Annotated in this window: 19 protein-coding genes, 1 tRNA gene and 2 pseudogenes; 18 read left to right on the top strand and 4 right to left on the bottom strand. The window is 68.0% G+C overall.

The annotated features are described in order from the left end of the window. Positions 1-131 precede the first annotated feature (131 nt). On the top strand, positions 132-1,577 hold the full coding sequence (gene pyk / locus DEJ19_RS10275) for a pyruvate kinase (protein WP_017887208.1): 1,446 nt from the start codon (positions 132-134) through the stop codon (positions 1,575-1,577). Positions 1,578-1,707: 130 nt separating this feature from the next. Further along, a complete protein-coding gene (locus tag DEJ19_RS10270) occupies positions 1,708-2,802 on the top strand; it encodes a VIT1/CCC1 transporter family protein (protein ID WP_111232989.1) in 1,095 nt (364 codons plus the stop codon). 23 nt (positions 2,803-2,825) lie between these two features. Here the strand turns inward: DEJ19_RS10270 and DEJ19_RS10265 are convergent, their stop codons facing one another. Next, positions 2,826-3,365 carry an HdeD family acid-resistance protein gene (locus DEJ19_RS10265; RefSeq protein WP_173033968.1) on the bottom strand — a complete coding sequence of 180 codons (540 nt, stop codon included), beginning with the start codon at positions 3,363-3,365 and terminating at the stop codon, positions 2,826-2,828. Between the two features lie 151 nt (positions 3,366-3,516). On the opposite strand from DEJ19_RS10265, the pseudogene exaC reads away from it, so the two are divergent. Then, positions 3,517-5,058: pseudogene (gene exaC / locus DEJ19_RS10260) on the top strand (acetaldehyde dehydrogenase ExaC). Continuing rightward, positions 5,058-5,309 (top strand): annotated as a pseudogene (locus DEJ19_RS10255) (DUF779 domain-containing protein); the annotation flags it as partial. The pseudogenes exaC and DEJ19_RS10255, both read left to right, overlap by 1 nt. 273 nt (positions 5,310-5,582) lie before the next feature. Here DEJ19_RS10255 and DEJ19_RS10250 read toward each other — a convergent pair. Continuing rightward, the gene (locus tag DEJ19_RS10250) at positions 5,583-6,071 is read right to left on the bottom strand and encodes a hypothetical protein (RefSeq protein ID WP_111232988.1); all 489 of its coding nucleotides are present in this window, start codon (positions 6,069-6,071) and stop codon (positions 5,583-5,585) included. Positions 6,072-6,565: 494 nt separating this feature from the next. Between DEJ19_RS10250 and DEJ19_RS10245 the strand changes: the two genes are divergently transcribed. The 4 genes from DEJ19_RS10245 to DEJ19_RS10230 all read left to right on the top strand — a co-directional run bounded on the left by DEJ19_RS10245 (position 6,566) and on the right by DEJ19_RS10230 (position 9,250). Then, entirely contained in the window at positions 6,566-6,931 is a 366-nt protein-coding gene (locus DEJ19_RS10245; protein WP_111232986.1) for a hypothetical protein, read from the top strand. 194 nt (positions 6,932-7,125) lie between these two features. Further along, complete coding sequence (locus tag DEJ19_RS10240; RefSeq protein ID WP_111232985.1) at positions 7,126-8,307, top strand: tyrosine-type recombinase/integrase; 1,182 nt, start codon at positions 7,126-7,128, stop codon at positions 8,305-8,307. Continuing rightward, positions 8,304-8,915 (top strand): hypothetical protein, encoded by a 612-nt coding sequence (locus DEJ19_RS10235; RefSeq protein ID WP_111232984.1) that lies wholly within the window; start codon positions 8,304-8,306, stop codon positions 8,913-8,915. The genes DEJ19_RS10240 and DEJ19_RS10235 overlap by 4 nt, the downstream gene beginning before the upstream one ends. Before the next feature lie 29 nt (positions 8,916-8,944). Further along, positions 8,945-9,250: a hypothetical protein gene (locus DEJ19_RS10230; protein WP_146250640.1), complete on the top strand. Its 306-nt coding sequence runs from the start codon at positions 8,945-8,947 to the stop codon at positions 9,248-9,250. A gap of 90 nt (positions 9,251-9,340) precedes the next feature. Here the strand turns inward: DEJ19_RS10230 and DEJ19_RS10225 are convergent, their stop codons facing one another. After that, the gene (locus tag DEJ19_RS10225) at positions 9,341-10,384 is read right to left on the bottom strand and encodes a hypothetical protein (protein ID WP_111232982.1); all 1,044 of its coding nucleotides are present in this window, start codon (positions 10,382-10,384) and stop codon (positions 9,341-9,343) included. Positions 10,385-10,883: 499 nt separating this feature from the next. Here DEJ19_RS10225 and DEJ19_RS10220 point away from each other — a divergent pair, with 499 nt between their 5' ends. From DEJ19_RS10220 to DEJ19_RS10190, 7 genes are all read left to right on the top strand, one after another. Beyond that, positions 10,884-11,177, top strand: a complete 294-nt coding sequence (locus tag DEJ19_RS10220) for a hypothetical protein (protein ID WP_111232981.1) — start codon at positions 10,884-10,886, stop codon at positions 11,175-11,177. Beyond that, positions 11,177-11,422, top strand: a complete 246-nt coding sequence (locus tag DEJ19_RS10215) for a hypothetical protein (RefSeq protein WP_146250639.1) — start codon at positions 11,177-11,179, stop codon at positions 11,420-11,422. Before DEJ19_RS10220 ends, DEJ19_RS10215 begins: the two co-directional genes overlap by 1 nt. Before the next feature lie 67 nt (positions 11,423-11,489). Beyond that, positions 11,490-12,395, top strand: a complete 906-nt coding sequence (locus DEJ19_RS10210) for a S1 family peptidase (RefSeq protein ID WP_181441502.1) — start codon at positions 11,490-11,492, stop codon at positions 12,393-12,395. A gap of 407 nt (positions 12,396-12,802) precedes the next feature. Then, on the top strand, positions 12,803-13,774 hold the full coding sequence (locus DEJ19_RS10205; RefSeq protein ID WP_258377377.1) for a helix-turn-helix domain-containing protein: 972 nt from the start codon (positions 12,803-12,805) through the stop codon (positions 13,772-13,774). A 55-nt stretch (positions 13,775-13,829) separates the two neighbouring features. Further along, positions 13,830-13,911: transfer RNA gene (locus DEJ19_RS10200), tRNA-Leu, on the top strand. A gap of 128 nt (positions 13,912-14,039) precedes the next feature. Further along, positions 14,040-14,645: an ANTAR domain-containing response regulator gene (locus DEJ19_RS10195; protein ID WP_017887240.1), complete on the top strand. Its 606-nt coding sequence runs from the start codon at positions 14,040-14,042 to the stop codon at positions 14,643-14,645. Positions 14,646-14,753: 108 nt separating this feature from the next. Then, complete coding sequence (locus DEJ19_RS10190) at positions 14,754-15,224, top strand: GNAT family N-acetyltransferase (protein WP_111039091.1); 471 nt, start codon at positions 14,754-14,756, stop codon at positions 15,222-15,224. A 24-nt stretch (positions 15,225-15,248) separates the two neighbouring features. On the opposite strand, the gene DEJ19_RS10185 is transcribed toward DEJ19_RS10190, so the two are convergent. Beyond that, entirely contained in the window at positions 15,249-15,617 is a 369-nt protein-coding gene (locus DEJ19_RS10185) for a PaaI family thioesterase (protein ID WP_051596794.1), read from the bottom strand. A gap of 128 nt (positions 15,618-15,745) precedes the next feature. Between DEJ19_RS10185 and polA the strand changes: the two genes are divergently transcribed. The 3 genes from polA to rpsA all read left to right on the top strand — a co-directional run bounded on the left by polA (position 15,746) and on the right by rpsA (position 21,755). Beyond that, positions 15,746-18,388, top strand: coding sequence for a DNA polymerase I (gene polA / locus DEJ19_RS10180; protein WP_284176438.1), 2,643 nt, complete (start codon positions 15,746-15,748; stop codon positions 18,386-18,388). Between the two features lie 50 nt (positions 18,389-18,438). After that, on the top strand, positions 18,439-20,118 hold the full coding sequence (locus DEJ19_RS10175; protein ID WP_111232976.1) for a DUF885 domain-containing protein: 1,680 nt from the start codon (positions 18,439-18,441) through the stop codon (positions 20,116-20,118). Between the two features lie 158 nt (positions 20,119-20,276). Further along, positions 20,277-21,755 carry a 30S ribosomal protein S1 gene (gene rpsA, locus DEJ19_RS10170; RefSeq protein ID WP_111232975.1) on the top strand — a complete coding sequence of 493 codons (1,479 nt, stop codon included), beginning with the start codon at positions 20,277-20,279 and terminating at the stop codon, positions 21,753-21,755. The last annotated feature ends 82 nt before the right edge of the window (positions 21,756-21,837 follow it).

Genomic DNA, 21,837 nt, shown 5'->3' with positions numbered 1-21,837 from the left:
TCCACCAGATGCTCACGCTCCCGTGAGCGTGAGGCCACCAGCACTCGGTAGGGTGCTGGTGGCCTCGCTTCGTTCCGCGCGGCCCCACAGCGCGGAAACCCAAGCTCCATCCACCACCACGAAGGAATCCATTGAGACGCGCAAAGATCGTTTCGACGCTCGGACCGGCAACGTCGGACTACGAGACCGTCAAGGAGATCATCGAAGCGGGCGTCGACGTCGCCCGCCTCAACCTCAGCCACGGTGACTACAGCGTCCACGAGGCCAACTACGTCAACGTCCGTCGTGCCGCCGAAGAACTCGGCAAGCCCGTCGCGATCCTCGTCGACCTGCAGGGTCCGAAGATCCGTCTGGCACGCTTCGCCGACGGCCCGCACGACCTGGCGGTCGGTGACATCTTCACCATCACGACCGAGGACGTCCCCGGCTCGAAGGAGATCTGCGGCACGACGTTCAAGGGCCTGCCGCAGGACGTCAAGCCCGGCGACCCGCTGCTCATCGACGACGGCCGTGTCCGCCTCCGTGTCCTCGACACCGACGGCGTGCGGGTCCGCACCGAGGTCGTCGTCCCCGGCACGGTGTCCAACAACAAGGGCATCAACCTGCCCGGTGTCGCCGTCAACGTCCCCGCGCTGAGCGAGAAGGACGAGGCCGACCTGCGCTGGGCGATCCGCCAGGGCGCCGACCTCATCGCGCTGTCGTTCGTGCGCAACGCGAGCGACGTCGTGCGTGCCCACGAGATCATGGACGAAGAGGGCAAGCGCCTGCCCGTCATCGCCAAGGTCGAGAAGCCCCAGGCCGTCGACGCCCTCGAGGAGATCATCGACGCCTTCGACAGCATCATGGTCGCCCGCGGTGACCTCGGCGTCGAGCTCCCGCTCGAGGCCGTCCCGATCGTGCAGAAGCGCGCCGTCGAGCTGTCCCGCCGCATGGCCAAGCCGGTCATCGTCGCGACGCAGATGCTCGAGTCGATGATCTCGTCGCCGATCCCCACCCGCGCCGAGACCTCCGACGTCGCGAACGCCGTCCTCGACGGTGCCGACGCGGTCATGCTGTCCGGTGAGACGAGCGTCGGTGAGTACCCGGTGCAGACCGTCCGCACCATGGCCCGCATCGTCGAGTCCACCGAGGACCACGGCCTCGAGCGCATCGCCCCGCTCGGCACCAAGCCGCGCACCCTCGGAGGGGCGATCACCCTCGCCGCCGTCGAGATCGCCGAGTTCACCGAGGCGTCGTACCTCTGCGTGTTCACCGAGTCCGGCGACTCGGCCCGCCGCATGTCGCGCCTGCGTCACGGTCTGCCGATCATCGCCTTCACCCCGAACGAGGCCACGCGCCGTCGGATGGCCCTCACGTGGGGTGTCCGTTCGTTCCTGGTGGAGCGGAAGACCCACACCGACGAGCTCTTCTCGCAGGTGGACGACGTCCTCCTCGAGAACGGCCTGGCCGCCCCCGGCGACCGCGTCATCGTGACGGCCGGGTCCCCTCCCGGCATCGAGGGGTCGACGAACGACCTGCGCGTGCACCGGGTGGGCGACGCCCACGCCGAGGCTGCGCCGGCGTACGTCCGGGACTGATCCCGAGGATCCGTCGCCACCAGGGCGCGGACTGGAGGCCCGGTGCGAGCTGCGCCGACCGCCTCCGGTCCGCGCCCTGCCGCGTCTCCACGGCCCTGGTGGTGACCGGACGTCGGCCGCAGGCGGCAGGATGGTCGCTGTGAGCCTCCGATCCGACACCCCGGCGTCGCGCGCCGACGTCCGCCGCTGGCGTCGCTACCTGGCCGACGAACGTGCCGAGGCGGCCGTGTACCGCAACCTCGCTGCCCGCCGTTCCGGCGAGGAGCGCGAGATCCTCGCAGCGCTGGCCGAGGCCGAGGGCCGCCACGCCGACCACTGGCTCGACCTGCTCGGCGACGACGTCGGACGGCCGCGGCGGGGGAGCCTGCGCACCCGGGTGCTCGCCGTGCTGGCCAAGCGGTTCGGGTCGGTCTTCGTCCTCGCGCTCATGCAGCGCGCCGAGGACCGTTCACCGTACGGCGACGACTCGGACGCGACCGCGCGGATGGCTGCCGACGAGCGGATCCACGGCGAGGTCGTGCGCGGGCTCGCGAACCGCGGCCGGATGCGGCTGTCCGGCACGTTCCGGGCGGCGGTGTTCGGCGCGAACGACGGCCTGGTGTCCAACCTGGCGCTCATCATCGGCATCAGTGCCTCGGGGGCCGACCGGCACTTCGTGCTGCTGAGCGGCATCGCCGGCCTGCTCGCCGGCGCGTTGTCGATGGGGGCGGGGGAGTACGTCTCCGTCCGGTCGCAACGCGAACTGCTCGAGGCGTCCGCGCCGCACCCCGAGGCTGGCAAGGCGGTGTCGGACCTCGACGTCGACGCGAACGAGCTCGCCCTGGTCTACCGGGCGCGCGGGATGTCCGAGGCCGAGGCGACCGAGCACGCCGCGCAGGTGCTGTCCGGCATCGGTGAGCGGAGGCCGGCGACCGGTTCGACCGCGGTCGCGGACGACCACGAGGCGGTCGGCACCGGGCTGAGCGCCGCGGTGTCGAGCTTCTGCTTCTTCGCCTCGGGCGCGATCATCCCGGTGCTGCCGTTCCTGTTCGGCATGCAGGGGTGGCCGGCGATCGCGGTGGCCGGCGGGCTGGTGGGCATCGCGCTGCTCGGCACCGGTGCCGTCGTCGGCGTGCTGAGCGGAGCGTCCCCGGGCAAGCGCGCCTTCCGGCAGCTCGCCATCGGGTTCGGTGCGGCGATCGTCACCTACGCGCTCGGGCTGCTCTTCGGCACCGGGTCGGCCTAGCGGCGGAAGGCGGCGAGCAGCGGCTAGCGGCGGACGGCGGCGCGCGGCGGCAGGAGCAGCAGGGCCGCGGCCCCGACGACGATGAGCGCGATGCCGGCGAAGACCATGAAGACGGTCAGCGCGAGTCCGGGCGCGACGAGCACGACGATGCCCCCGATGATCGACAGCACGCCGCTGACGACGGTCGGGACGCGTGACGACCCCGGGTGGCCGACGAAGCCGCCGACGATCGCGGCGACCCCCTCGATCAGGAACCCGACCCCGGCGAGCACCGCGTAGACGACGAGCGGGATCGCCGGGTCGAGCAGGGTCACGAGCCCCGCGACCGCGACCAGGCCGCCGACGATGCCGGACGTCCACCGCCACACCGGACGGGTGCCGTGCCCCCGCACCGCGGCGAAGACGCGCAGTGCCCCGGCCACGACGAGGTACACGCCGAACAGCAGCGCCACGAGCACGAGCGACGGGCGGGGCCAGACGATGGCCACGATGCCCAGTGCGATGGCGACGACGGCGGTGACGACGACGAACACCCGGAACGTCCTGACGGCACGAGAATCCACGAGCGCTCCTCCCTGATCGCCAGCGCTGGTGTCCAGCACGCTACCCGTCGGAGCCGCGGGCCGTGCAACGACCTGCAACCCCCGCGGCCGTACCGTGCGGACCAGGCGCGCGACCCGTGCGCCCCGACAGCGTCGTCGAAAGGGCACCACCATGACCATCGCACCCTCGCCCACCAGCTACGCCGCACCCGGCGAGCCCGGCTCCCTGGTCGAGTACCGATCCCGGTACGACCACTTCATCGGCGGGGAGTACGTGCCGTCCGCCAGCGGGCAGTACTTCGAGAACCCCACCCCCGTCACGGGCAAGGTGTTCACCGAGGTCGCCCGCGGCGACTCGACGGACGTCGACCGGGGCGTCGCCGCCGGATGGAAGGCGTTCCCGGCCTGGGGACGGACGAGTGCGGCCGAACGTGCGATCATCCTCAACAAGATCGCCGACCGCATGGAGGAGCACCTCGAGATGCTCGCCGTCGCCGAGACGTGGGAGAACGGCAAGCCGATCCGCGAGACCCTCGGCGCCGACATCCCGCTCGCGATCGACCACTTCCGGTACTTCGCCGGGGCGATCCGCGCCCAGGAGGGCTCCGCCGGCGAGATCGACCACGACACCGTGGCCTACCACTTCCACGAGCCGCTCGGCGTGGTCGGGCAGATCATCCCCTGGAACTTCCCGATCCTGATGGCGGTGTGGAAGCTCGCACCGGCCCTCGCCGCCGGCAACTGCGTCGTGCTGAAGCCCGCCGAGCAGACCCCGGCGTCCATCCACGTGCTCGTCGAGCTCATCCGCGACCTGCTGCCCGCCGGGGTGCTCAACGTCGTCAACGGCTTCGGCATCGAGGTCGGCGCACCGCTCGCGCAGCACCCGGACATCCGGAAGATCGCCTTCACGGGGGAGACCACCACCGGGCGGCTGATCATGCAGTACGCCTCGCAGAGCCTCATCCCGGTGACGCTCGAGCTCGGCGGCAAGAGCCCGAACGTGTTCTTCCCCGACGTGGCGGCCGAGAAGGACTCCTTCTAGGACAAGGCGCTCGAGGGCTTCACGTTCTTCAACCTGAACCAGGGCGAGGTCTGCACGTGTCCGTCCCGGGCACTCGTGGCGAAGGAGATCTACGACGGGTTCGTCGCCGACGGCCTGGAGCGCGTCCGTGCCGTCAAGCAGGGCCATCCGCTCGACCTGTCGACGATGATCGGTGCCCAGGCGTCCAACGACCAGCTCGAGAAGATCCTCAGCTACATCGACATCGGCAAGCAGGAGGGCGCGAAGCTCTTGACCGGGGGCGAGCGCGCCGATCTGGGCGGCGAACTCTCCGGCGGCTACTACGTCACGCCGACGGTGTTCGAGGGCGACAACTCGATGCGGATCTTCCAGGAGGAGATCTTCGGGCCCGTGCTCGCGCTGACGTCCTTCAGTGGCTACGACGACGCGATCGCCACGGCCAACGACACCCTGTACGGGCTCGGCGCCGGGGTGTGGAGCCGTGACGTCACGACCCTGTACCGCGCCGGACGTGACATCCAGGCCGGGCGCGTGTGGTCGAACACGTACCACCAGTACCCGGCGGGTGCGGCCTTCGGCGGCTACAAGCAGTCCGGCATCGGGCGCGAGAACCACAAGATGATGCTCGACCACTACCAGCAGACGAAGAACCTGCTCGTCTCCTACGCCGACGGACCGATGGGCTTCTTCTGATGCCCGACACCGCACGCGTCGCGGTGACGCCGGCGGCGGGGGAGCTCCTGCGGACCCTCACCGCCCGGCACGGCCCGCTGATGTTCCACCAGTCCGGCGGCTGCTGCGACGGATCGAGTCCGATGTGCTACCCCGTCGGCATGTTCCGGACCGGTCCGGGGGACGTCCTGCTCGGCGCGTTGCAGGTGGACGGCCTCGAGCCGGTCGAGGTCTACATGTCGGTGTCGCAGTTCGAGTACTGGAAGTACACGCGCGGGGGTGTAGTCGGGTAGTGGCTGGTGGTGTGATCGTTGATTCCGCGGGGATCGGGGTGTGGCCTGGGGCAGTCGGTTCGAGTGGCTGAGTGATGCTGTCGCGGACTTGCTGCGGACTACCGCCGGCTCTCTGCTGCCGACAAGTAGCGGCAGCAGCGCTGGCAAACTAGCACTAGCATTCGTCAGCGCGCACAAGCGAAACGCCCCCGCAGGAGATCCTGCGGGGGCGTTCCTGTCAGCAACGCACGGGATGGGCGTAGTTGCGGTCGGTTACAGCTGCAAGGCGGCCGGTCTGCCCGGTTTGCGGGACCAGGACGACAGCCACTTTTCTACGGCAGCCTTGACCCGGAGCGGGCCTGCTGCAGTCTCAACAACTGCGACCGGGAAGTCCTCGCGCTGCGCGATGGTGCGCGCCCGCTGGCGACTCACGCCGGCCATGTCGGCAATTTCTGCGAAGCCAACGAGCTCCGGGATGGTGGGACTGTTATTGCGGTCCGAGCGAACCTGTTCCGTCATCACGTCCAGCTGGATGATGCTGGCGCTCGGCAAGGTGTCGCTCACGATTTTGCTGGCGGTGGTGACTGCACTCGTGGCGCTGTCTGCTTCGACGGTCAGGCTGATGCCGACCCGGTTTCCTTCCGGGTGAAGGCTGATCTGACCGGCGTGAGGTACAAGCGCCTCGAGTACGTCGAACGCGTTGTCAGCATGAAGCGTCTGCTTCGTGCTGACCTCGACGTCCACGTACCAGTTGGTACTCATGGGTGCCTCCATATGTCGTCTGGGTGGGGTATCCGATTGAGGGACTGGAGCCTGTTGTGCCGTGGGTGCCGGTGCTAAGTTGGGGGGAGCGAGTTTGCAACCTGTGCTCCCCCCAACCGCGCTACTTACCTCCGCGGAAGGAAGCCCGCCCGCTTCAACTCGGCGATCGCGTTGGCCCGCGATCGGTGGTCCGAGTTGGTCAGGTGGAGCATCACCAGAGGGGCGTTGGGATTGGGTGGCTTTACCATCCATCCCTTCGTCTTCACAATGACTTCGAAGCCCTGAGCTTCGAGTTCCCTGCGGAGTTCCTTTACCCACTTGTCGGGCATTTCGGACCTCCAGTCCCGTGTGTACTTGATATGTTACTGCGCCAGCTGGCTGCTGGCGTCTCCGAAGGTTACCAGCTAACCGGTGTCACCGACAACGGTTCTTAACTGGTAGCTCGGCTGCTGTCTCTGAAGTCGCATGTCTGCCGTCGGTCTTACTGTGTGTGCATGGAATTCATCGAGCCCGGCACCCAGGGGTGTCACGTGAAGGGTTGTGACGAGCAGGACTCTTCGATCTTCTATGGCACGTTCGTGTGCGACTGGCACCGAGTGTCGCTTCTGAACGGTGACCCGTGGCTGCCGACGGATCAGACGCCTCCGACGATCCTCATGGGGGAGGACTTGCCGCCTCAAGTCATCGACGTGGCGGTCCAGCAGGAAGGTGACTCAGAACGGCTCGTCGTACTCAGCACCGGACGCGACGGCGTGGTTGATGGGCGGCTCTCGCTGCGGATGGATGTTGCGGCTGCGCAAAAGATCCTGTTAGGTCTCGAGCACTTCGACAAGCGTCCCGGGGGTCCCGCCGAGATGTGACCGACGCCGGGATCTGCTCCCGCAGATTAGGTCAGGGCGTGCCGTCGACTGCCCGAGCTGCCGCCAAGAGAACGTCTGCCCGTCAGCTCCATCCGTAAGTTACCGAACCGTTACCTGCTTCGATCGCCTTGCTGCTGCGGACGTAGCCGAACGGACGTTTGACGCCAGGGCCAGTGCGGCACGACGCTCAGGACATGACCTGGCAGGAGCTCGTAGACGGACTCAGCGTTGAGCACCGCGCTGCGCTAGCTGCTGCACTCGCTGATGTCGCGGTCGACGACGGGCAGACGCTCGAGTCTTGGCTGCGCCACTGGTTGCCCAACATCCACTCGAAGAAGATCGCCCCGAAGACCACCGCGGCGTACCGGACTTCAATCGAGCAGTACATCGTGCCGGCGATCGGAACTGTCGGGCTCCGTGCGCTCACGCCAAGTCACGTCGGGCTGGTGGAGAAGTTCATCCGTGATCGCGGGCTCGGTGGTGCCAGCGCCCAGCACGCCCATCGCGTCCTCTCGCTCGCGCTGCGTGACGCTGTCCGGTACGAGCACATCCCGCGCAACGTCGCGACTCTGGTCAGCGCGCCGAAGAAGAAGCCGGCGCAGCTGGTCGCACTCACCGCGGACGACGGGGCCCGGATCCTCGAGACGGTGCAGCGTGACCGGCTCGGGTCACGGATCGCCGCTGCCCTATTGACGGGTGCCCGGCAGGGTGAGCTCCTCGGTCTCGAACTGGACCGTGTCACCGACGAGCTCGACCTGTCGTGGCAGCTGAAGCGGTTTTCGTGGTCGCACGGGTGCACGAGCAAACCGTCTGCTCGAGCGCGCTGCGGTGCGCGGCAGGGTGCGAAGTGCCCGGACCGGTACTTGGACGCTCCGGAGGATCAGGATTTCCGGCATCTGGCGGGCGGGCTGTGGCTGTCACGGCCGAAGTCAGCTGCAGGGTGGCGCGTGGTGCCGTTGGTGGACCCGTTGCGGTCAATCATCGAACGGCGTGTGCAGGTCGCAGCAAAGGAACCGAACCCGCACGGCCTGCTGTGGACATCCGACCCGAAACGCACTCGACAGGGTGACGCCCTCACCCTCGACGGCTCTCCGATCGACCCCCGAGACGACAACCGCGCCTGGCACGACGTGCTGAAGAGAGCCCGCGTGCGTGACGCTCGCCTCCACGACGCACGGCACGCAGCTGTCGATCTGCTCTACGCAGCCAACGTCTCCGAAGCCGTCATCGGCGACATCGTCGGCCACTCCACCGTCACCATGTCGAGGGCGTACCGCTCGCGAGGGGATCGCGGCGCCCAACGCGCGGCCCTCGAAGCCATGGCGCGACTCGTCACACCGACCGATCCACCATCATCAACAGGGGGAACACCATGAACCGTCACACCAGAATCGCGTCGGCCTTCGCCGCTGCAGCTGCCATCGGAATCCTGCTCGCGTCATGCAGTGGGGGAGCGCAGAGCGATCAGGGCGAAGCAGCGGGCAGCCCAGCCCCGGAGACGAAGACCACGGCGCCGACCCCCGTCGAGCACATCGACGACACCTGGACGTTCGACTACCAGGGGGCAACCGGGACCTTCAAGCTCAGCGGCGATGCGAGCCACCCGGACGTCGCAGCAGTCGAAGCGGCCCGCGCTTCCGTTGACGGGGAGGCCGTCACCTTGGTGCCCGTCGAGCTCGACAACACCGCAGGCACCGAGTCCCTCAACATGTACGGCGTCACCGTCGTTACGAAGGATGGCCAACAGATCGACAGCGTTGACCTCGCCGACAAGTTCTCCACCTGGGAAGACGCAGCCGTCGACGACACCGACAAGTACAACGCCCTCATCGACGCGCACAACAAGTACGCCCTGTTCGACCTCGCACCAGGCGCGAAGGGCACAGCTCTCCTCGCGTTCGATGAGCCCGTCATGTCCGCATGGCGAGTCACCGCGATGCCGGCCAACGCCTTCGACGAAGTCACCGCTACCCCCAGTCAGTAGGGGCGTCGTAGCGGCGCGATACTGGGTCGGTGACGAAAGTAGTGGGCACCCTTCGATCGACCGAGACGCAGGATTCGGAAGGCAGCGGCGACAACATCAGCGAAGCACGCCAAGCCGCGATCGCTGCGCTCAACCTCGACGGGTTCGAGCTGCAGCAGGTGAACACGGTCACGAGCAAGGCGACGGGGGAGACAACCATCAAGGCTCGGGCCCGGTCGACTGCGACGAAGCCGCTTGAAGCCAGTGGCGCGAACTACTCAGCTGCGCTGGAGTCCTACCGGGCCTCCGTGCTTGAGGGATGGCAGTCGCAGAACCTCCGAGAGGTGCGCGAGTAGAACTGGGGACACTCGCTGTGCGTCACCAGAGGCCCCCTCTGGACTCCGCGAGGAGAGCCCAGAGGGGGCAGTCAGCTTGGTTGTTCCGCGCTACCCCGAATACCGGACGGCGCCTGTTGCGCTCCCGAGGTCGAAGTGCTGGTGTGAGCAGTCGACGTCCCGCACCGATCGAATGTTGCTGAAGGATGGCATAGCCGTGCAGTTGAACTGTCCGCCCTGCGACCCTGCCGGGACTATGCTGTCGAGGAACTTCAGGTACGCGACACGTTGCGCAGCGCTGTCTTGCAGCTTGATGCCGCCGGCGTAGGTGACATCGATAGCCTTGGCCGGGTCGTAGCAGTGCAGTGAGATATCGCAGTTGATGTCGAGGTCGATGCAGGGGCGTCCGATGTCGCTGACGCGCACAGATCCGAAACGGTCCACGGCCATCGCCAGCGCCTGGAGGATGCGGATGTCGACTCTGCATCCAGCAGGAGCCGCACCGGTGTTGGCGTAAGGCAAGATCTCGCGCTGGTACGTGACTTCCCGGCCGTCCATGAACTGGAGCTTGCCCGCTTCGTGCTGTGCAACCAGGCGCTTGGCGACGGCCTGAACGGCGCTCGATGGTGCCGCCTTGCCGTCCCAGTCGCCCGCGACAGGGACGATGGCGCTGTTCCCCGTCGGTCCGAAGTTGAAGTTGATGTCGGAGCTGGTGACGTTCCCGTTGGTGTTGGTGAGGTGGTAGGAAGCGTTCGACGGCTTGTACCAGCCGATCGAGTCGCCGCCGTTGCCGTCCCAGTCACCTGTAACGGGTAGGACGGTGGTGTCACCAGCAGGACCGTTCGTGAACGCCAGAGAGCTGGCGGAATCGTCGTTCGCCGTTGCCAGGTGCCACGACGCGTTCGACTGCAAGTACCAGCCGACTGTGTCCTTGCCGTCGGCGTTCCAGTCGCCCGCGACTGCGCGAACGTTGGCGTTTGCGGGAGTGCCCCACACGAACGCCGTCGATGTCGCGGTGCTGCTGTTCGAGCTCGCCAGGTGCCAGGACGCATTTGACGGGACGTAGAAGCCGACCGTGTCCTTGCCATCCCCATCCCAGTCGCCAACGACGGGCTGCACGGTGGTGTTCCCGGCGGGACCGAAGTTGAAGGTCAAGTCTGACCCGTCGTTCAGTTCCTGCCCGAGGTGCCATGAGGCGTCACTGTACCGATAGAAACCAATGGACGTCGCCCCGTCCCCGTCCCAGTCCCCTGCTACTGGAACGATCTCGCCGCTGTTCGCAGGACCAAACGCGAACGCGCGGTCACTCTGTCCCGACGACGAAGGTGGCGCTTCATATGACAGATGGAACGAAGAGTTTGACGGCACGTAGAAGCCGATGCCGGATTTGACGTTCCCTGTGTCTGCATGTGCCGACTCGGCCGGTGTTGCGGTGACAGTCGCGATGCCCGACAGGACGACGACCGCCGCGACCCCGACGATGGTGCGGACTCGCGTTCGAAGGTCTAGTTTCTGTATATTCCCCATGAGCAGAACCCTGGCAGACAAGTCGTTCTACGAACAGCCAGAATCAACCCCCTGTTCGAGGGCCACACGTGTACAGAGACGAACGCCCGCCTGTCAGATGTCGGGGGCTTCGAGGAATCTGAAGGGCATGCACGAGCACAAGTGGGCACCACCCGAGCATCAGGACGTCCCCGTCTACGCGGCCGAATCGTTGCCCCTCGACCGCGTCGGTGAGCCCACCGCGCTCGACGCTCCGGCACCCGTATGGATTGACCGCTTGGTGTTCGACCAGATCGGCGAGCTCCAGAGAGTCAAGGCATTCGCCGTCGCCCAGTCCGACATTGCCGTGTACGCGGAGATCGCTTGGCAGGGACGTCTTCAGCGCGCGTGGGTACCGCGCTCCAGCGTGAGCAGGCGCACGCTGGCACCGCGCCGAGACTGATGGCACGACGACGTCGCGATCGGTGGGCGCTAGGCCCGGCCTTCTCGCTCCCGGAAGCAGCACGGGGTGGGCCCGACTACGACGTCGTTCCGCCCGATCCGGTGCTTGCTTGGCTGCAGTTCCCCGACCGGATGCTCGAGGTGGAGGCCCGTGTCATCGCGTACACGAAGCGCGCCGTCCTCGTCGAGTGGGGGTTCGGTCAGGCAACCGACTGCGCCTGGGTCTGGAGGGACGCCGTTCGATGAACGTAGCGCCCTGGGTTAATCGCCCCTACACTCCACGCATGCAACTTCATGCCGAGGAATGGGAACAGTGAGCGCCGCAAACCCAGAGACCCTGAACGAGCAACTCTTCTACGTGACGGTCCGACTGGAAGCGCAGTTCCCTGACGGAAGCACCTCGATCGGCACAGGTTTCTTCTATGACGTACCGACCGAGCCTGACACGAACGCCACGGTAATCGTGACTAACAAGCATGTCCTGGCTGGTGCGTCTTCTCTAACGGTGTGGTTCCTTAAGAAAAATACTGACGGCGGGCCAGCGTTGGGGCACGTCTACCCGATCACCATCGGCGCTTTCAACGCGGGCAACTACTACGGCCATCCTGACCCAGACATCGACGTCGCTGTCCTGCCGGCTGTTCCTCTATTCCAGCTGGCAAGCGACAGCGGGAACCCGCTGTTCTACAGGAGCATCGTGAGTAGCTCGGTGCCCACGCTCGACCAGTTGAATGATCTGGACGCTGTTGAGGACGTGCGCTTCATCGGGTATCCGGACGGCATCTATGACACGGAGAACTACTTGCCCGTCATCCGCCGTGGCACAACCGCTTCATACCTACAGCATGACTACGAGGGGCGCCCGGTGTTTCTCATTGACGCTTCGGTCTTCCCTGGTTCGAGCGGTAGTCCGGTCGTAATTGCGGATTCGGCGAGTTACGCCACCAAGAGCGGCCTAACCCTCGGCGGTCGCCTCCTTCTCCTGGGCATCGTCGCCGAAGTGCGACTCACTCAAAGGGTCGGTGACCTCATCACGCTCCCGACCTCCACGATCGTGCCACGGGTCAGCGAGATGCTTGACCTTGGCCTCGTGTACAAGGCAAGAACGATCGATGAGTGCGTCGATGCCCTACTCACGTCGAACGGGCTGAGTCGTCGAGGCCTGTCCGCTGCTACCGAGCCCACAGCGTCCGAAGTTGCAGCCTCGGATCCCGCGTAGATGAGGGATCAAGGGGACGGGTACCAGGAGGCCCCAGCTTGGGCTATTCGCCCCGCGGCTGAACCTCGTGCCACGAGCCATCCTGCTCGTCCCGCCAGAAGAGCACTCCCGGCTGATCAAGGGCAATGCGCCGCAAGCCTTCGTCGCTAACTCTGCCGCCCTGCAGGTACCTCCACTGATACCGACTGGCGTTTAGGGCACGCATGACCTCCGCACCGCTGCTCGCCGCGATCATGACGCTCGGAGCGGCCCCGGCCGGGAGGCGATCATCGTTGACGCGCCAGTAGAAGCTCCACACGGAAAGTTGACGCGCCATCTCGCGAGGGTATAGCGGTCCGGGAAGTCACGCCAGCGCATCGTTAGCTTGACAGGGTGTCTGTCGATCAGCTCTCTTCGTCGCGCTGCTGGTGTTCGAGGTCATCCCATCTTTGCTGCATCTCGGCCTGGCTGAGGACCGCTCCACGCGTCGCGCGGCCGAGGACATGGGCTTCGTCCCCGGGGCCGATTGGTCGGAGGACCGCGTGGGCACCAGCGCGCCCGGCACGGCACTGCGCCTCGACCGTCCGGTGCAGATCCGCTCCGACGAGCACTACGCGAACGCCGTCAAGCCGTTCTCGTGCACGGCCGTCCCGGTGCACGACGTGAGCGGTGCCACCGTCGGGGTGCTCGACCTGACGGGCGACGACCGCGCCGTCGAGCGGCACACGCTGTCGCTGCTCGCCGCCACGGTCGCCGCAGCCGAGGCCCAACTCGCCCTGGCTGCGGTCCGCCCCCAGGCACGGACACCCCGCGTACCGTCGGCCGAGCTGACCGTGCTCGGGACCGACACCGCCGTGCTCCGGATCGCCGACCGCCGGGTCGAGCTGTCCGCCCGGCACTCCGAACTGCTCGTCGTGCTCGCCGCGCACCCCGACGGGCTCGCGGCGACCGACCTCGCCGCCGCCGTCTACGGTGACCCGGGCTCGGTCGTCACCCTGCGCGCCGAGGTCGTCCGGCTCCGACGGGTCCTCGCGCAGCACGCGCCGGACGTGACCGTGACGTCGCGGCCGTACCGGGTGACCGGGGTCCGGACCGACGTCGACGGCGTGCTGTCCGCGCTCGAACGCGGGGCGCGCCTCCAGGCCGTCGACCGGTACGCCGGACCGGTCCTGCCGGGCTCCGCCGCACCCGGCGTCGACGCGGTCCGTGACCTGGTGCGGCTGCGGTTCCGCGAGTCGGTCGTCGCCGACGGCGGCGTCGACGCGCTGCTCGCGTGGGCGCGCACCCCGGACGGTGCGACCGACGCGCTCGTGCTCCGCGCGCTGCTCGCGGTGCTGCCGCGGCGGTCGCTCCGACGGGCCGGTCTCGTGGCGGCGATCGAGGCGCTCGAGGGCTCCTGAGACGGTCGACGACGGGCCGGGAGGCGCGGGTCGGGCTGGTAGTGTTGGCCTCCTCGCGAGTGTGGTGGAATCGGCAGACACGGGGCACTCAAAATGCTCTGCCTCACGGCGTGCGGGTTCAAGTCCCGCCACTCGTACGAAATTGCTCACGGCGTGCGGGGCAGTTCGGACCCGCGTCCCGCCACTCGTACCAAGCCGCCGATCCGACTGATCGATCTGCGTGGTCTGGGATACGACACTTCCGTCGTCTAGTAGGCTTTCGTCCGTGAGTGACACAGAAGCAACAGCACCAGCACCCCGTCGCGTCGTCGTCGCCGAGGACGAGTCGCTCATCCGCCTCGACATCGTGGAGATCCTCCGCGACAACGGGTTCGACGTGGTCGGTGAAGCCGGTGACGGTGAGACCGCCGTCCAGCTCGCGACCGACCTCCGCCCCGACCTCGTCGTGATGGACGTCAAGATGCCCCAGCTCGACGGCATCTCCGCAGCCGAGAAGCTGTCCAAGAACCACATCGCGCCCGTCGTCCTGCTGACCGCGTTCAGCCAGAAGGACCTCGTCGAGCGTGCGACCGAGGCCGGCGCGCTGGCCTACGTGGTCAAGCCCTTCACCCCGAACGACCTGCTCCCCGCGATCGAGATCGCCCTCTCGCGGTACCAGCAGATCATCACGCTCGAGGCCGAGGTCGCCGACCTCGTCGAGCGCTTCGAGACCCGCAAGCTCGTCGACCGCGCCAAGGGCCTGCTGAACGAGAAGATGGGCCTCACCGAGCCCGAGGCGTTCCGCTGGATCCAGAAGGCCTCGATGGACCGCCGCCTGACCATGCACGACGTCGCGAAGGCGATCATCGAGCAGCTCAGCGCCAAGAAGTAGTCAGCGCACCACCGTCGCTCACGGAACGCCGCCGGACCCCCTGGGGTCGGCGGCGTTCCTGCGTCCGGGAGCGGGGCGTGTGCCGCGACCACCTGGCAGGCTGGAGAAATGGACGACGTGGTGATCCGGGCCTCCCGGCCTGACGACATGCCGGCGGTGGCGGACCTGCGGTGGCGGTGGAGCGTCGACGAGGACGGCCGCTCACCGGTGCAGACGCCGGGGGAGTACCGCAGGGCGATGACGGACTTCGCCGCCCGTCACCGGGAGTCGCACCGGTGCGTGGTCGCCGAGCGGGACGGCGTGGTGCTCGGCATGGCGTGGCTGGCGGTCCACCCGCGACCGCCGGCGCCGCACGTCGACGGTGACCGGTTCGCCGCCGAGCTGCAGACGGTCTACGTGCACCCGGAGCTGCGCGGTTCCGGCGTCGCCGGACGGCTCGTCACGGCCCTGCTGGAGCTCGCCGACGAACTCGGCGTGGAGCGGACGTCGGTGCACTCGAGCGTGGACGGCGAACGGCTCTACCGGAGGCTCGGGTTCGGCGACGCCCGCCTGCTGCTGCAGCGACCGCCGGAGGACTGAGTAGTCGGTCCGTCGCTCCGTCGGTCAGCGACGCTCGCGGATCATGTTCGTGATCCGCACGGTGGAGCACCGGCGACCCTGGTCGTCGGTCAGGACGATCTCGTGGGTGGTGAGCGTGCCGCCCAGGTGGATGGCGGTGCACGTGCCCGTGACGATGCCGCTCGTGGCGCTGCGGGAGTGCGAGGCGCTGAGCTCGATGCCGACGGCGTAGCGGCCGGGCCCGGCGTGCACGTTCGCGGCCATCGAACCGAGGCTCTCCGCGAGGACGACGTAGGCACCGCCGTGCAGCAGGCCGACCGGCTGGCGGTTGCCCTCGACGGGGATCGAACCGACCGCCCGCTCGGCCGAGAGCTCGGTGATGACCATGCCCATCTTCTCGGCCAGCTCGCCCATGCCGCGTTCGTCGATGCGGGGATCGATCGTGGTCGATGTGGTGTCGTCGGTCACGGTCTGCGTCGACCTTCCGTGTCAGCGGGCGTCGGTAGGCTGTCCGGGTGTCGGACTCCGCAAAGCCTACCCTCATGGTCATCGACGGCCACTCGCTCGCCTTCCGGGCCTTCTACGCGCTGCCGGTCGACAGCTTCGTGAACCGCGAGGGGCAGCACACCAACGCGATCCACGGATTCATCTCGATGCTGCTGATGCTGCTGCAGCGCGAGAAGCCCACCCACCTGGCGGTGGCGTTCGACATCTCCCGGTTCTCGTTCCGCACCCGTGAGTACGCCGAGTACAAGGGCACCCGCTCCGAGACCCCGGCCGAGTTCAAGGGCCAGATCCCGCTCCTGCAGCAGGCGCTCGAGGCGATGGGCATCACCACCGTCACGAAAGAGGACTACGAGGCCGACGACATCCTCGCGACCCTCTCCAAGCAGGGTGCCGACCAGGGCTTCAAGGTCTACGTGGTCTCCGGTGACCGCGACTCGATCCAGCTCGTCAACGACGACGTCACGCTGCTCTACCCGTCCGTCCGCGGTGTCTCCGAACTCACCCGCTACGACCGCGACAAGGTCTACGAGCGCTACGGCATCGAGCCCCACCAGTACCCGGACATCGCCGCACTCGTCGGCGAGACCAGCGACAACCTGATCGGCATCGACAAGGTCGGCGAGAAGACCGCGGTCAAGTGGGTGACACAGTACGGGTCGCTCGACGGCGTCCTCGAGCACGCCGACGAGATCAAGGGCGTCGTCGGCAACAACCTGCGCGAGCAGCAGGACCGGGCGATCCGGAACCGCCGGCTCAACCGCCTGGTCACCGACGTCGAGCTGCCCGTCGGTCCCGCCGACGTCGCGCTCCGCCCGGTCGACGAGACCGCGGTGCGCGAGCTCTTCGCCAAGCTGCAGTTCCGCACGCTGCTCGACCGCGTCTTCAAGGTGGCCGGGTCGGGCGACCCCGCCGAGCCCGCGGCCGAGGGCACCGTCACCGACGGCGCGCCGACCCCGCCGCCCGTCAAGACGCTGATCGACGAAGAGCTCGGCTACTGGCTCGAGCGCCGCAACGCCACCGAGGCGGCGAACGGCTACGGCGTCGCGGTCGAGGTCATCGACGGACGCCTCAGCGCCATCGGCATCGCGACCCACGACGACGCCGTGCTGGTGCCGGGCGGCAGCGGCGCGAAGGACTACGAGCAGCTCTCGGCCTGGTTCGCCTCCGACGCCCCGAAGCACTTCCACGACGCCAAGGCCGCGATCAAGGCGCTCGGCACCGCCGGCTTCGTCGTGAACGGCATCGCCGGCGACGCACGGATCATGGGGTGGCTCGCGCAGCCCGGCAAGCAGGGACAGCCGCTGTCCGACCTCGTCTACCAGGAGCTCGGCGAAGAACTGCCGACGGCCGACCCGAACCAGCTGGTCCCCGAGACCGACCCGGTCAACGTCGGGGTGCACGCGTGGTTCGTGCTCCGCGTCACCACGGCCCTGCGCGCCCGGATCGACGCGTCCTCGCTGCAGGTCCTCGACGACATCGAGCTGCCGCTCGTGTCGGTGCTGGCGGGCATGGAGACCATCGGCGTCGGCATCGACCGCCCGGTGCTGACCGGCCTGTCGAAGGAACTCGGGGAGCGCGCCGCCGAACTCGCGCAGCAGGCCTTCGCCGAGATCGGGCACGAGGTCAACCTCGGATCGCCGAAGCAGCTGCAGGAGGTCCTGTTCACCGAGCTCGCGATGCCGAAGACCCGCAAGACCAAGACCGGGTTCTCGACCGACGCCGCGAGCCTGGCCGACCTGCAGGAACAGCACCCGCACCCGTTCCTCGGGCTCCTGCTGCAGCACCGCGACGCCACGAAGCTCCGGCAGATCGTCGACACGCTCGACGCCGCCGTGGTCGACGGTCGCATCCACACCCGGTACGAGCAGACCGGTACGAGCACCGGGCGGGTCTCGTCGACCGACCCGAACCTGCAGAACATCCCGGTGAAGACGGCCGTCGGTCGCCGGATCCGGTCGGCGTTCGCGGTGGCCGAGCCGTACACGACGCTCGTCACCGCCGACTACTCGCAGATCGAGATGCGCATCATGGCGCACCTCTCCGGCGACCCGGGGCTGATCCAGGCTTTCAACGAGGGCGAGGACCTGCACCGCTTCGTCGGCGCCCGGGTGTTCGGCGTCGACCCGTCCGAGGTCTCCAACGAGATGCGCACCAAGGTCAAGGCGATGTCCTACGGCCTGGCCTACGGGCTGAGCGCCTTCGGTCTGTCGAAGCAGCTGCGCATCGAGCAGTCCGAGGCCCGCACCCTGATGACCGAGTACTTCGCCCGCTTCGGTGCCGTGCGCGACTACCTGCGCAACGTCGTCGAGCAGGCGCGCGAGGACGGCTACACCGAGACGATCTTCGGTCGCCGTCGCCCGTTCCCCGACCTGAAGAGCCCGAACCGGGTCCTGCGCGAGAACGCCGAACGCGCCGCGCTGAACGCCCCGATCCAGGGGTCGGCCGCCGACATCATCAAGATCGCGATGCTCGGGGTCGCCGACGACCTGCGCGAAGGCGAGCTGCAGTCGCACCTGCTGCTCCAGGTGCACGACGAGCTCATCCTCGAGGTCGCGCCCGGGGAGCAGGAGCGTGTCGAGGAGATCCTCCGCACCCGGATGGGCAGCGCAGCCGAGCTGACCGTCCCGCTCGACGTCTCGGTCGGTGTGGGGCCGAACTGGGAGAGCGCCGCCCACTGACCCGGGTGGCTCGGGAGTCCTGCCGACCCGCGGGTCGGTAGGGTCGGGGTATGAGCGAAGAGCGTCCTGTCCGCCAGCCGTCCGCCGTCGACGGCGTCGCCGAGGACTGGGTCACCACCCTCGTCGACCTCGACCCGACGACCGCCACCTACATCGGCGTCCCGGGGCGCACGGGGGAGTACGGCGACACCTCGCCCGCCGGCGCCGCCGCGATGGCCGAGGCCGCGCGCGGCGCGAAGCGTGCGCTCGACGCCGCTCCCGCCGTCGACTCGGTGGACCAGGTGACGAAGGCCGACCTCGGGGCCGAGCTGGACCTGGTGCAGGAGTCGTACGAGCGCAAGCTGCACCTCCGTGACCTCAACGTCATCGCGAGCCCGGCGCAGTCGGTCCGCGAGATCATCGACCTGATGCCGACCGCGACCGAGGGTGACTGGCAGGACATCGCGAGCCGACTGCACGCGCTGCCCGACGCGCTCGAGGGCATCCGTGAGACCCTGCTCGAGGGCACCCGCGAGGACGTCACCCCGGCGAAGCGCCAGGTCGCGCTCATCGCCGAGCAGGCGGCGCGAACCGGCGCCGAGGGCGGGATGTTCCGTCAGCTTGCCGACTCCGCGGCGTTCGAGGGCGACGGCCCCGTGCCGGAGACGCTCCGAGCAGACCTGCACCGCGGTGCCGAGGTCGCCGCGGCGGCCTACCGCTCGTTCGGCCAGTTCCTGGAGCACGAGCTGCTGCCGCTCGCCACCCCCGTCGACGCCGTCGGTCGCGAGGCCTACGAGCTGCACTCGCGCCGGTTCCTCGGTGCGGTCGTCGACCTCGACGAGACGTACGAGTGGGGCCTCGAGGAACTCGCGCGCATGCGGGACGAGCAGGAGCGCATCGCCGACCGCATCGAGTCCGGTGCGAGCGTCGCCCGGGCGATCGAGGTGCTCGACACCGACCCGTCCCGGATCCTGCACGGCACCGACGCGCTGCAGCGGTGGATGCAGGAGACGAGCGACGCGTCGATCGCCGCGATGGCCGGGACCTACTTCGACATCCCGGACCCGATCCGTCGCCTCGAGTGCCGGATCGCCCCCACGCAGGAGGGCGGCATCTACTACAGCGGCCCCTCCGACGACTTCTCCCGTGCTGGCCGCATGTGGTGGTCCGTGCCCGAGGGCGTCACCGAGTTCGGCACCTGGCGCGAGAAGACGACGGTTTACCACGAGGGTGTTCCCGGACACCACCTGCAGATCAGCCAGGGCGTCTACAACCGCGGCGAACTGAACACGTGGCGCCGGCAGCTGTCCGGGTCCTCCGGCCACGTCGAGGGCTGGGCGCTGTACGCCGAACGGCTGATGGAGCAGCTCGGGTTCCTCGACGACGACGGCGACCGGCTCGGCATGCTCGACGGGCAGCGGATGCGGGCGGCGCGCGTCGTGCTCGACATCGGCGTGCACCTGCAGAAGACGAACCCCGACGGCGGCGGCTGGACGTGGGAGTACGCGCTCGACTTCATGGGGCAGAACGTGAACATGGACCCCGCGTTCGTCCGGTTCGAGGTCGCCCGGTACTTCGGGTGGCCGGGGCAGGCCCCCTCGTACAAGGTGGGTCAGCGCGTCTGGGAGTCCATCCGCGACGAGGTCGCCGCCCGCGAGGGAGCCGACTTCGACCTGAAGGCGTTCCACCACCGTGCGCTCTCCCTCGGCAGCATCGGCCTCGACACCCTGCGGACCGCCCTGGTCGGGTGACGCGCCGTCGACACGCCCGGTTGTGGGGCCTCCGCCGGTGCGGTTAGACTTGTGCGGCGCAATCCGCGCCACTCAATCAATCGCCACGGCGGTGCACCACGGGGGCCGAGCCCCCGCACGCCATGGCCCGACTCATGTCCGTTCGGAGCAATCTCTACATGACAACCACTACGACCAAGGCTCCTAAGCAGGTCGCCATCAACGACATCGGTTCGGCTGATGACTTCCTGGCCGAGGTCGAGAAGACCCTGAAGTTCTTCAACGACGGTGATCTCATCTCCGGCACCGTCGTGAAGATCGACCGCGACGAGGTCCTCCTCGACGTCGGTTACAAGACCGAGGGCGTCATCCCCTCGCGCGAGCTCTCGATCAAGCACGACGTCGACCCCAACGAGGTCGTCGAGGTCGGCGACGAGGTCGAGGCCCTGGTTCTCCAGAAGGAGGACAAGGAAGGCCGCCTCATCCTGTCGAAGAAGCGCGCGCAGTACGAGCGTGCGTGGGGCGACGTCGAGAAGATCAAGGAGTCCGACGGCGTCGTGACCGGGACGGTCATCGAGGTCGTCAAGGGCGGGCTCATCGTCGACATCGGCCTCCGTGGCTTCCTCCCCGCCTCGCTCATCGAGCTCCGTCGTGTCCGCGACCTCACGCCGTACCTCAGTCAGGAGATCGAGGCCAAGATCCTCGAGCTCGACAAGAACCGCAACAACGTGGTCCTGTCGCGCCGTGCGCTCCTCGAGCAGACGCAGTCCGAGTCCCGGACGACGTTCCTCAACAACCTCCACAAGGGCCAGGTCCGCAAGGGCATCGTGTCCTCGATCGTCAACTTCGGTGCGTTCGTGGACCTCGGCGGCGTCGACGGCCTCGTCCACGTCTCCGAGCTCAGCTGGAAGCACATCGAGCACGCCAGCGAGGTCGTCGAGGTCGGTCAGGAAGTCACCGTCGAGATCCTCGAGGTCGACCTGGACCGCGAGCGCGTGTCGCTCTCGCTCAAGGCGACGCAGGAGGACCCGTGGCAGGTCTTCGCCCGCACCCACGCGATCGGTCAGATCGCACCGGGCAAGGTCACGAAGCTCGTCCCGTTCGGTGCCTTCGTCCGCGTTGCCGACGGCATCGAGGGCCTCGTGCACATCTCGGAGCTCTCGAACAAGCACGTCGAGCTCGCCGAGCAGGTCGTCTCGGTCAACGACGAGGTCTTCGTCAAGATCATCGACATCGACCTCGACCGTCGCCGCATCTCGCTCAGCCTCAAGCAGGCGAACGAGGGCGTCGACCCGGAGAGCGACGAGTTCGACCCGGCGCTCTACGGCATGCCGACCGAGTACGACGACAAGGGTGACTACAAGTACCCCGAGGGCTTCGACCCGGAGACCAACGAGTGGCTCGAGGGCTACGACACGCAGCGCACCGAGTGGGAGGGCCAGTACGCGGCCGCCCAGGGGCGTTGGGAAGCCCACAAGGCGCAGGTCGCGAAGACCATCGCCGACGAGGCGCAGGGTGGCTTCGACCTCCCGGCCACGGCTTCCTCGTCGTCGTCGTCGACCTCGTCGTTCGCCGGCGAGACGGGTGGCGCGAGCCCCCTGGCCGACGACGCGTCGCTCGCTGCACTCCGCGAGAAGCTCAGCTCGACCAACAACTGATCGAGCGGTTCGTCCCGACCGGGAGCCCGGCACCCCTGACAGGGTGCCGGGCTTCCGGCGTTTCCGGGCATCGGGGTCGTTA

Source organism: Curtobacterium sp. MCSS17_016, from assembly GCF_003234255.2.
Classification (GTDB): domain Bacteria; phylum Actinomycetota; class Actinomycetes; order Actinomycetales; family Microbacteriaceae; genus Curtobacterium; species Curtobacterium flaccumfaciens.
Note: the sequence above shows the minus strand (reverse complement) of the source record. Positions and strands in the feature narration are given on the sequence as shown.

What these genes read in the sequence shown, in the direction of transcription:
- DEJ19_RS10270 (WP_111232989.1), top strand. Translation starts at nt 1,708, where the DNA reads ATGGTCGCTGTGAGCCTCCGATCCGACACCCCGGCGTCGCGCGCCGAC.
- DEJ19_RS10250 (WP_111232988.1), bottom strand. Translation starts at nt 6,071, where the DNA reads ATGAGTACCAACTGGTACGTGGACGTCGAGGTCAGCACGAAGCAGACG.
- DEJ19_RS10245 (WP_111232986.1), top strand. Translation starts at nt 6,566, where the DNA reads ATGGAATTCATCGAGCCCGGCACCCAGGGGTGTCACGTGAAGGGTTGT.
- DEJ19_RS10240 (WP_111232985.1), top strand. Translation starts at nt 7,126, where the DNA reads ATGACCTGGCAGGAGCTCGTAGACGGACTCAGCGTTGAGCACCGCGCT.
- DEJ19_RS10235 (WP_111232984.1), top strand. Translation starts at nt 8,304, where the DNA reads ATGAACCGTCACACCAGAATCGCGTCGGCCTTCGCCGCTGCAGCTGCC.
- DEJ19_RS10220 (WP_111232981.1), top strand. Translation starts at nt 10,884, where the DNA reads ATGCACGAGCACAAGTGGGCACCACCCGAGCATCAGGACGTCCCCGTC.
- DEJ19_RS10215 (WP_146250639.1), top strand. Translation starts at nt 11,177, where the DNA reads ATGGCACGACGACGTCGCGATCGGTGGGCGCTAGGCCCGGCCTTCTCG.
- DEJ19_RS10190 (WP_111039091.1), top strand. Translation starts at nt 14,754, where the DNA reads ATGGACGACGTGGTGATCCGGGCCTCCCGGCCTGACGACATGCCGGCG.
- DEJ19_RS10185 (WP_051596794.1), bottom strand. Translation starts at nt 15,617, where the DNA reads ATGGGCGAGCTGGCCGAGAAGATGGGCATGGTCATCACCGAGCTCTCG.
- polA (WP_284176438.1), top strand. Translation starts at nt 15,746, where the DNA reads ATGGTCATCGACGGCCACTCGCTCGCCTTCCGGGCCTTCTACGCGCTG.
- DEJ19_RS10175 (WP_111232976.1), top strand. Translation starts at nt 18,439, where the DNA reads ATGAGCGAAGAGCGTCCTGTCCGCCAGCCGTCCGCCGTCGACGGCGTC.
- rpsA (WP_111232975.1), top strand. Translation starts at nt 20,277, where the DNA reads ATGACAACCACTACGACCAAGGCTCCTAAGCAGGTCGCCATCAACGAC.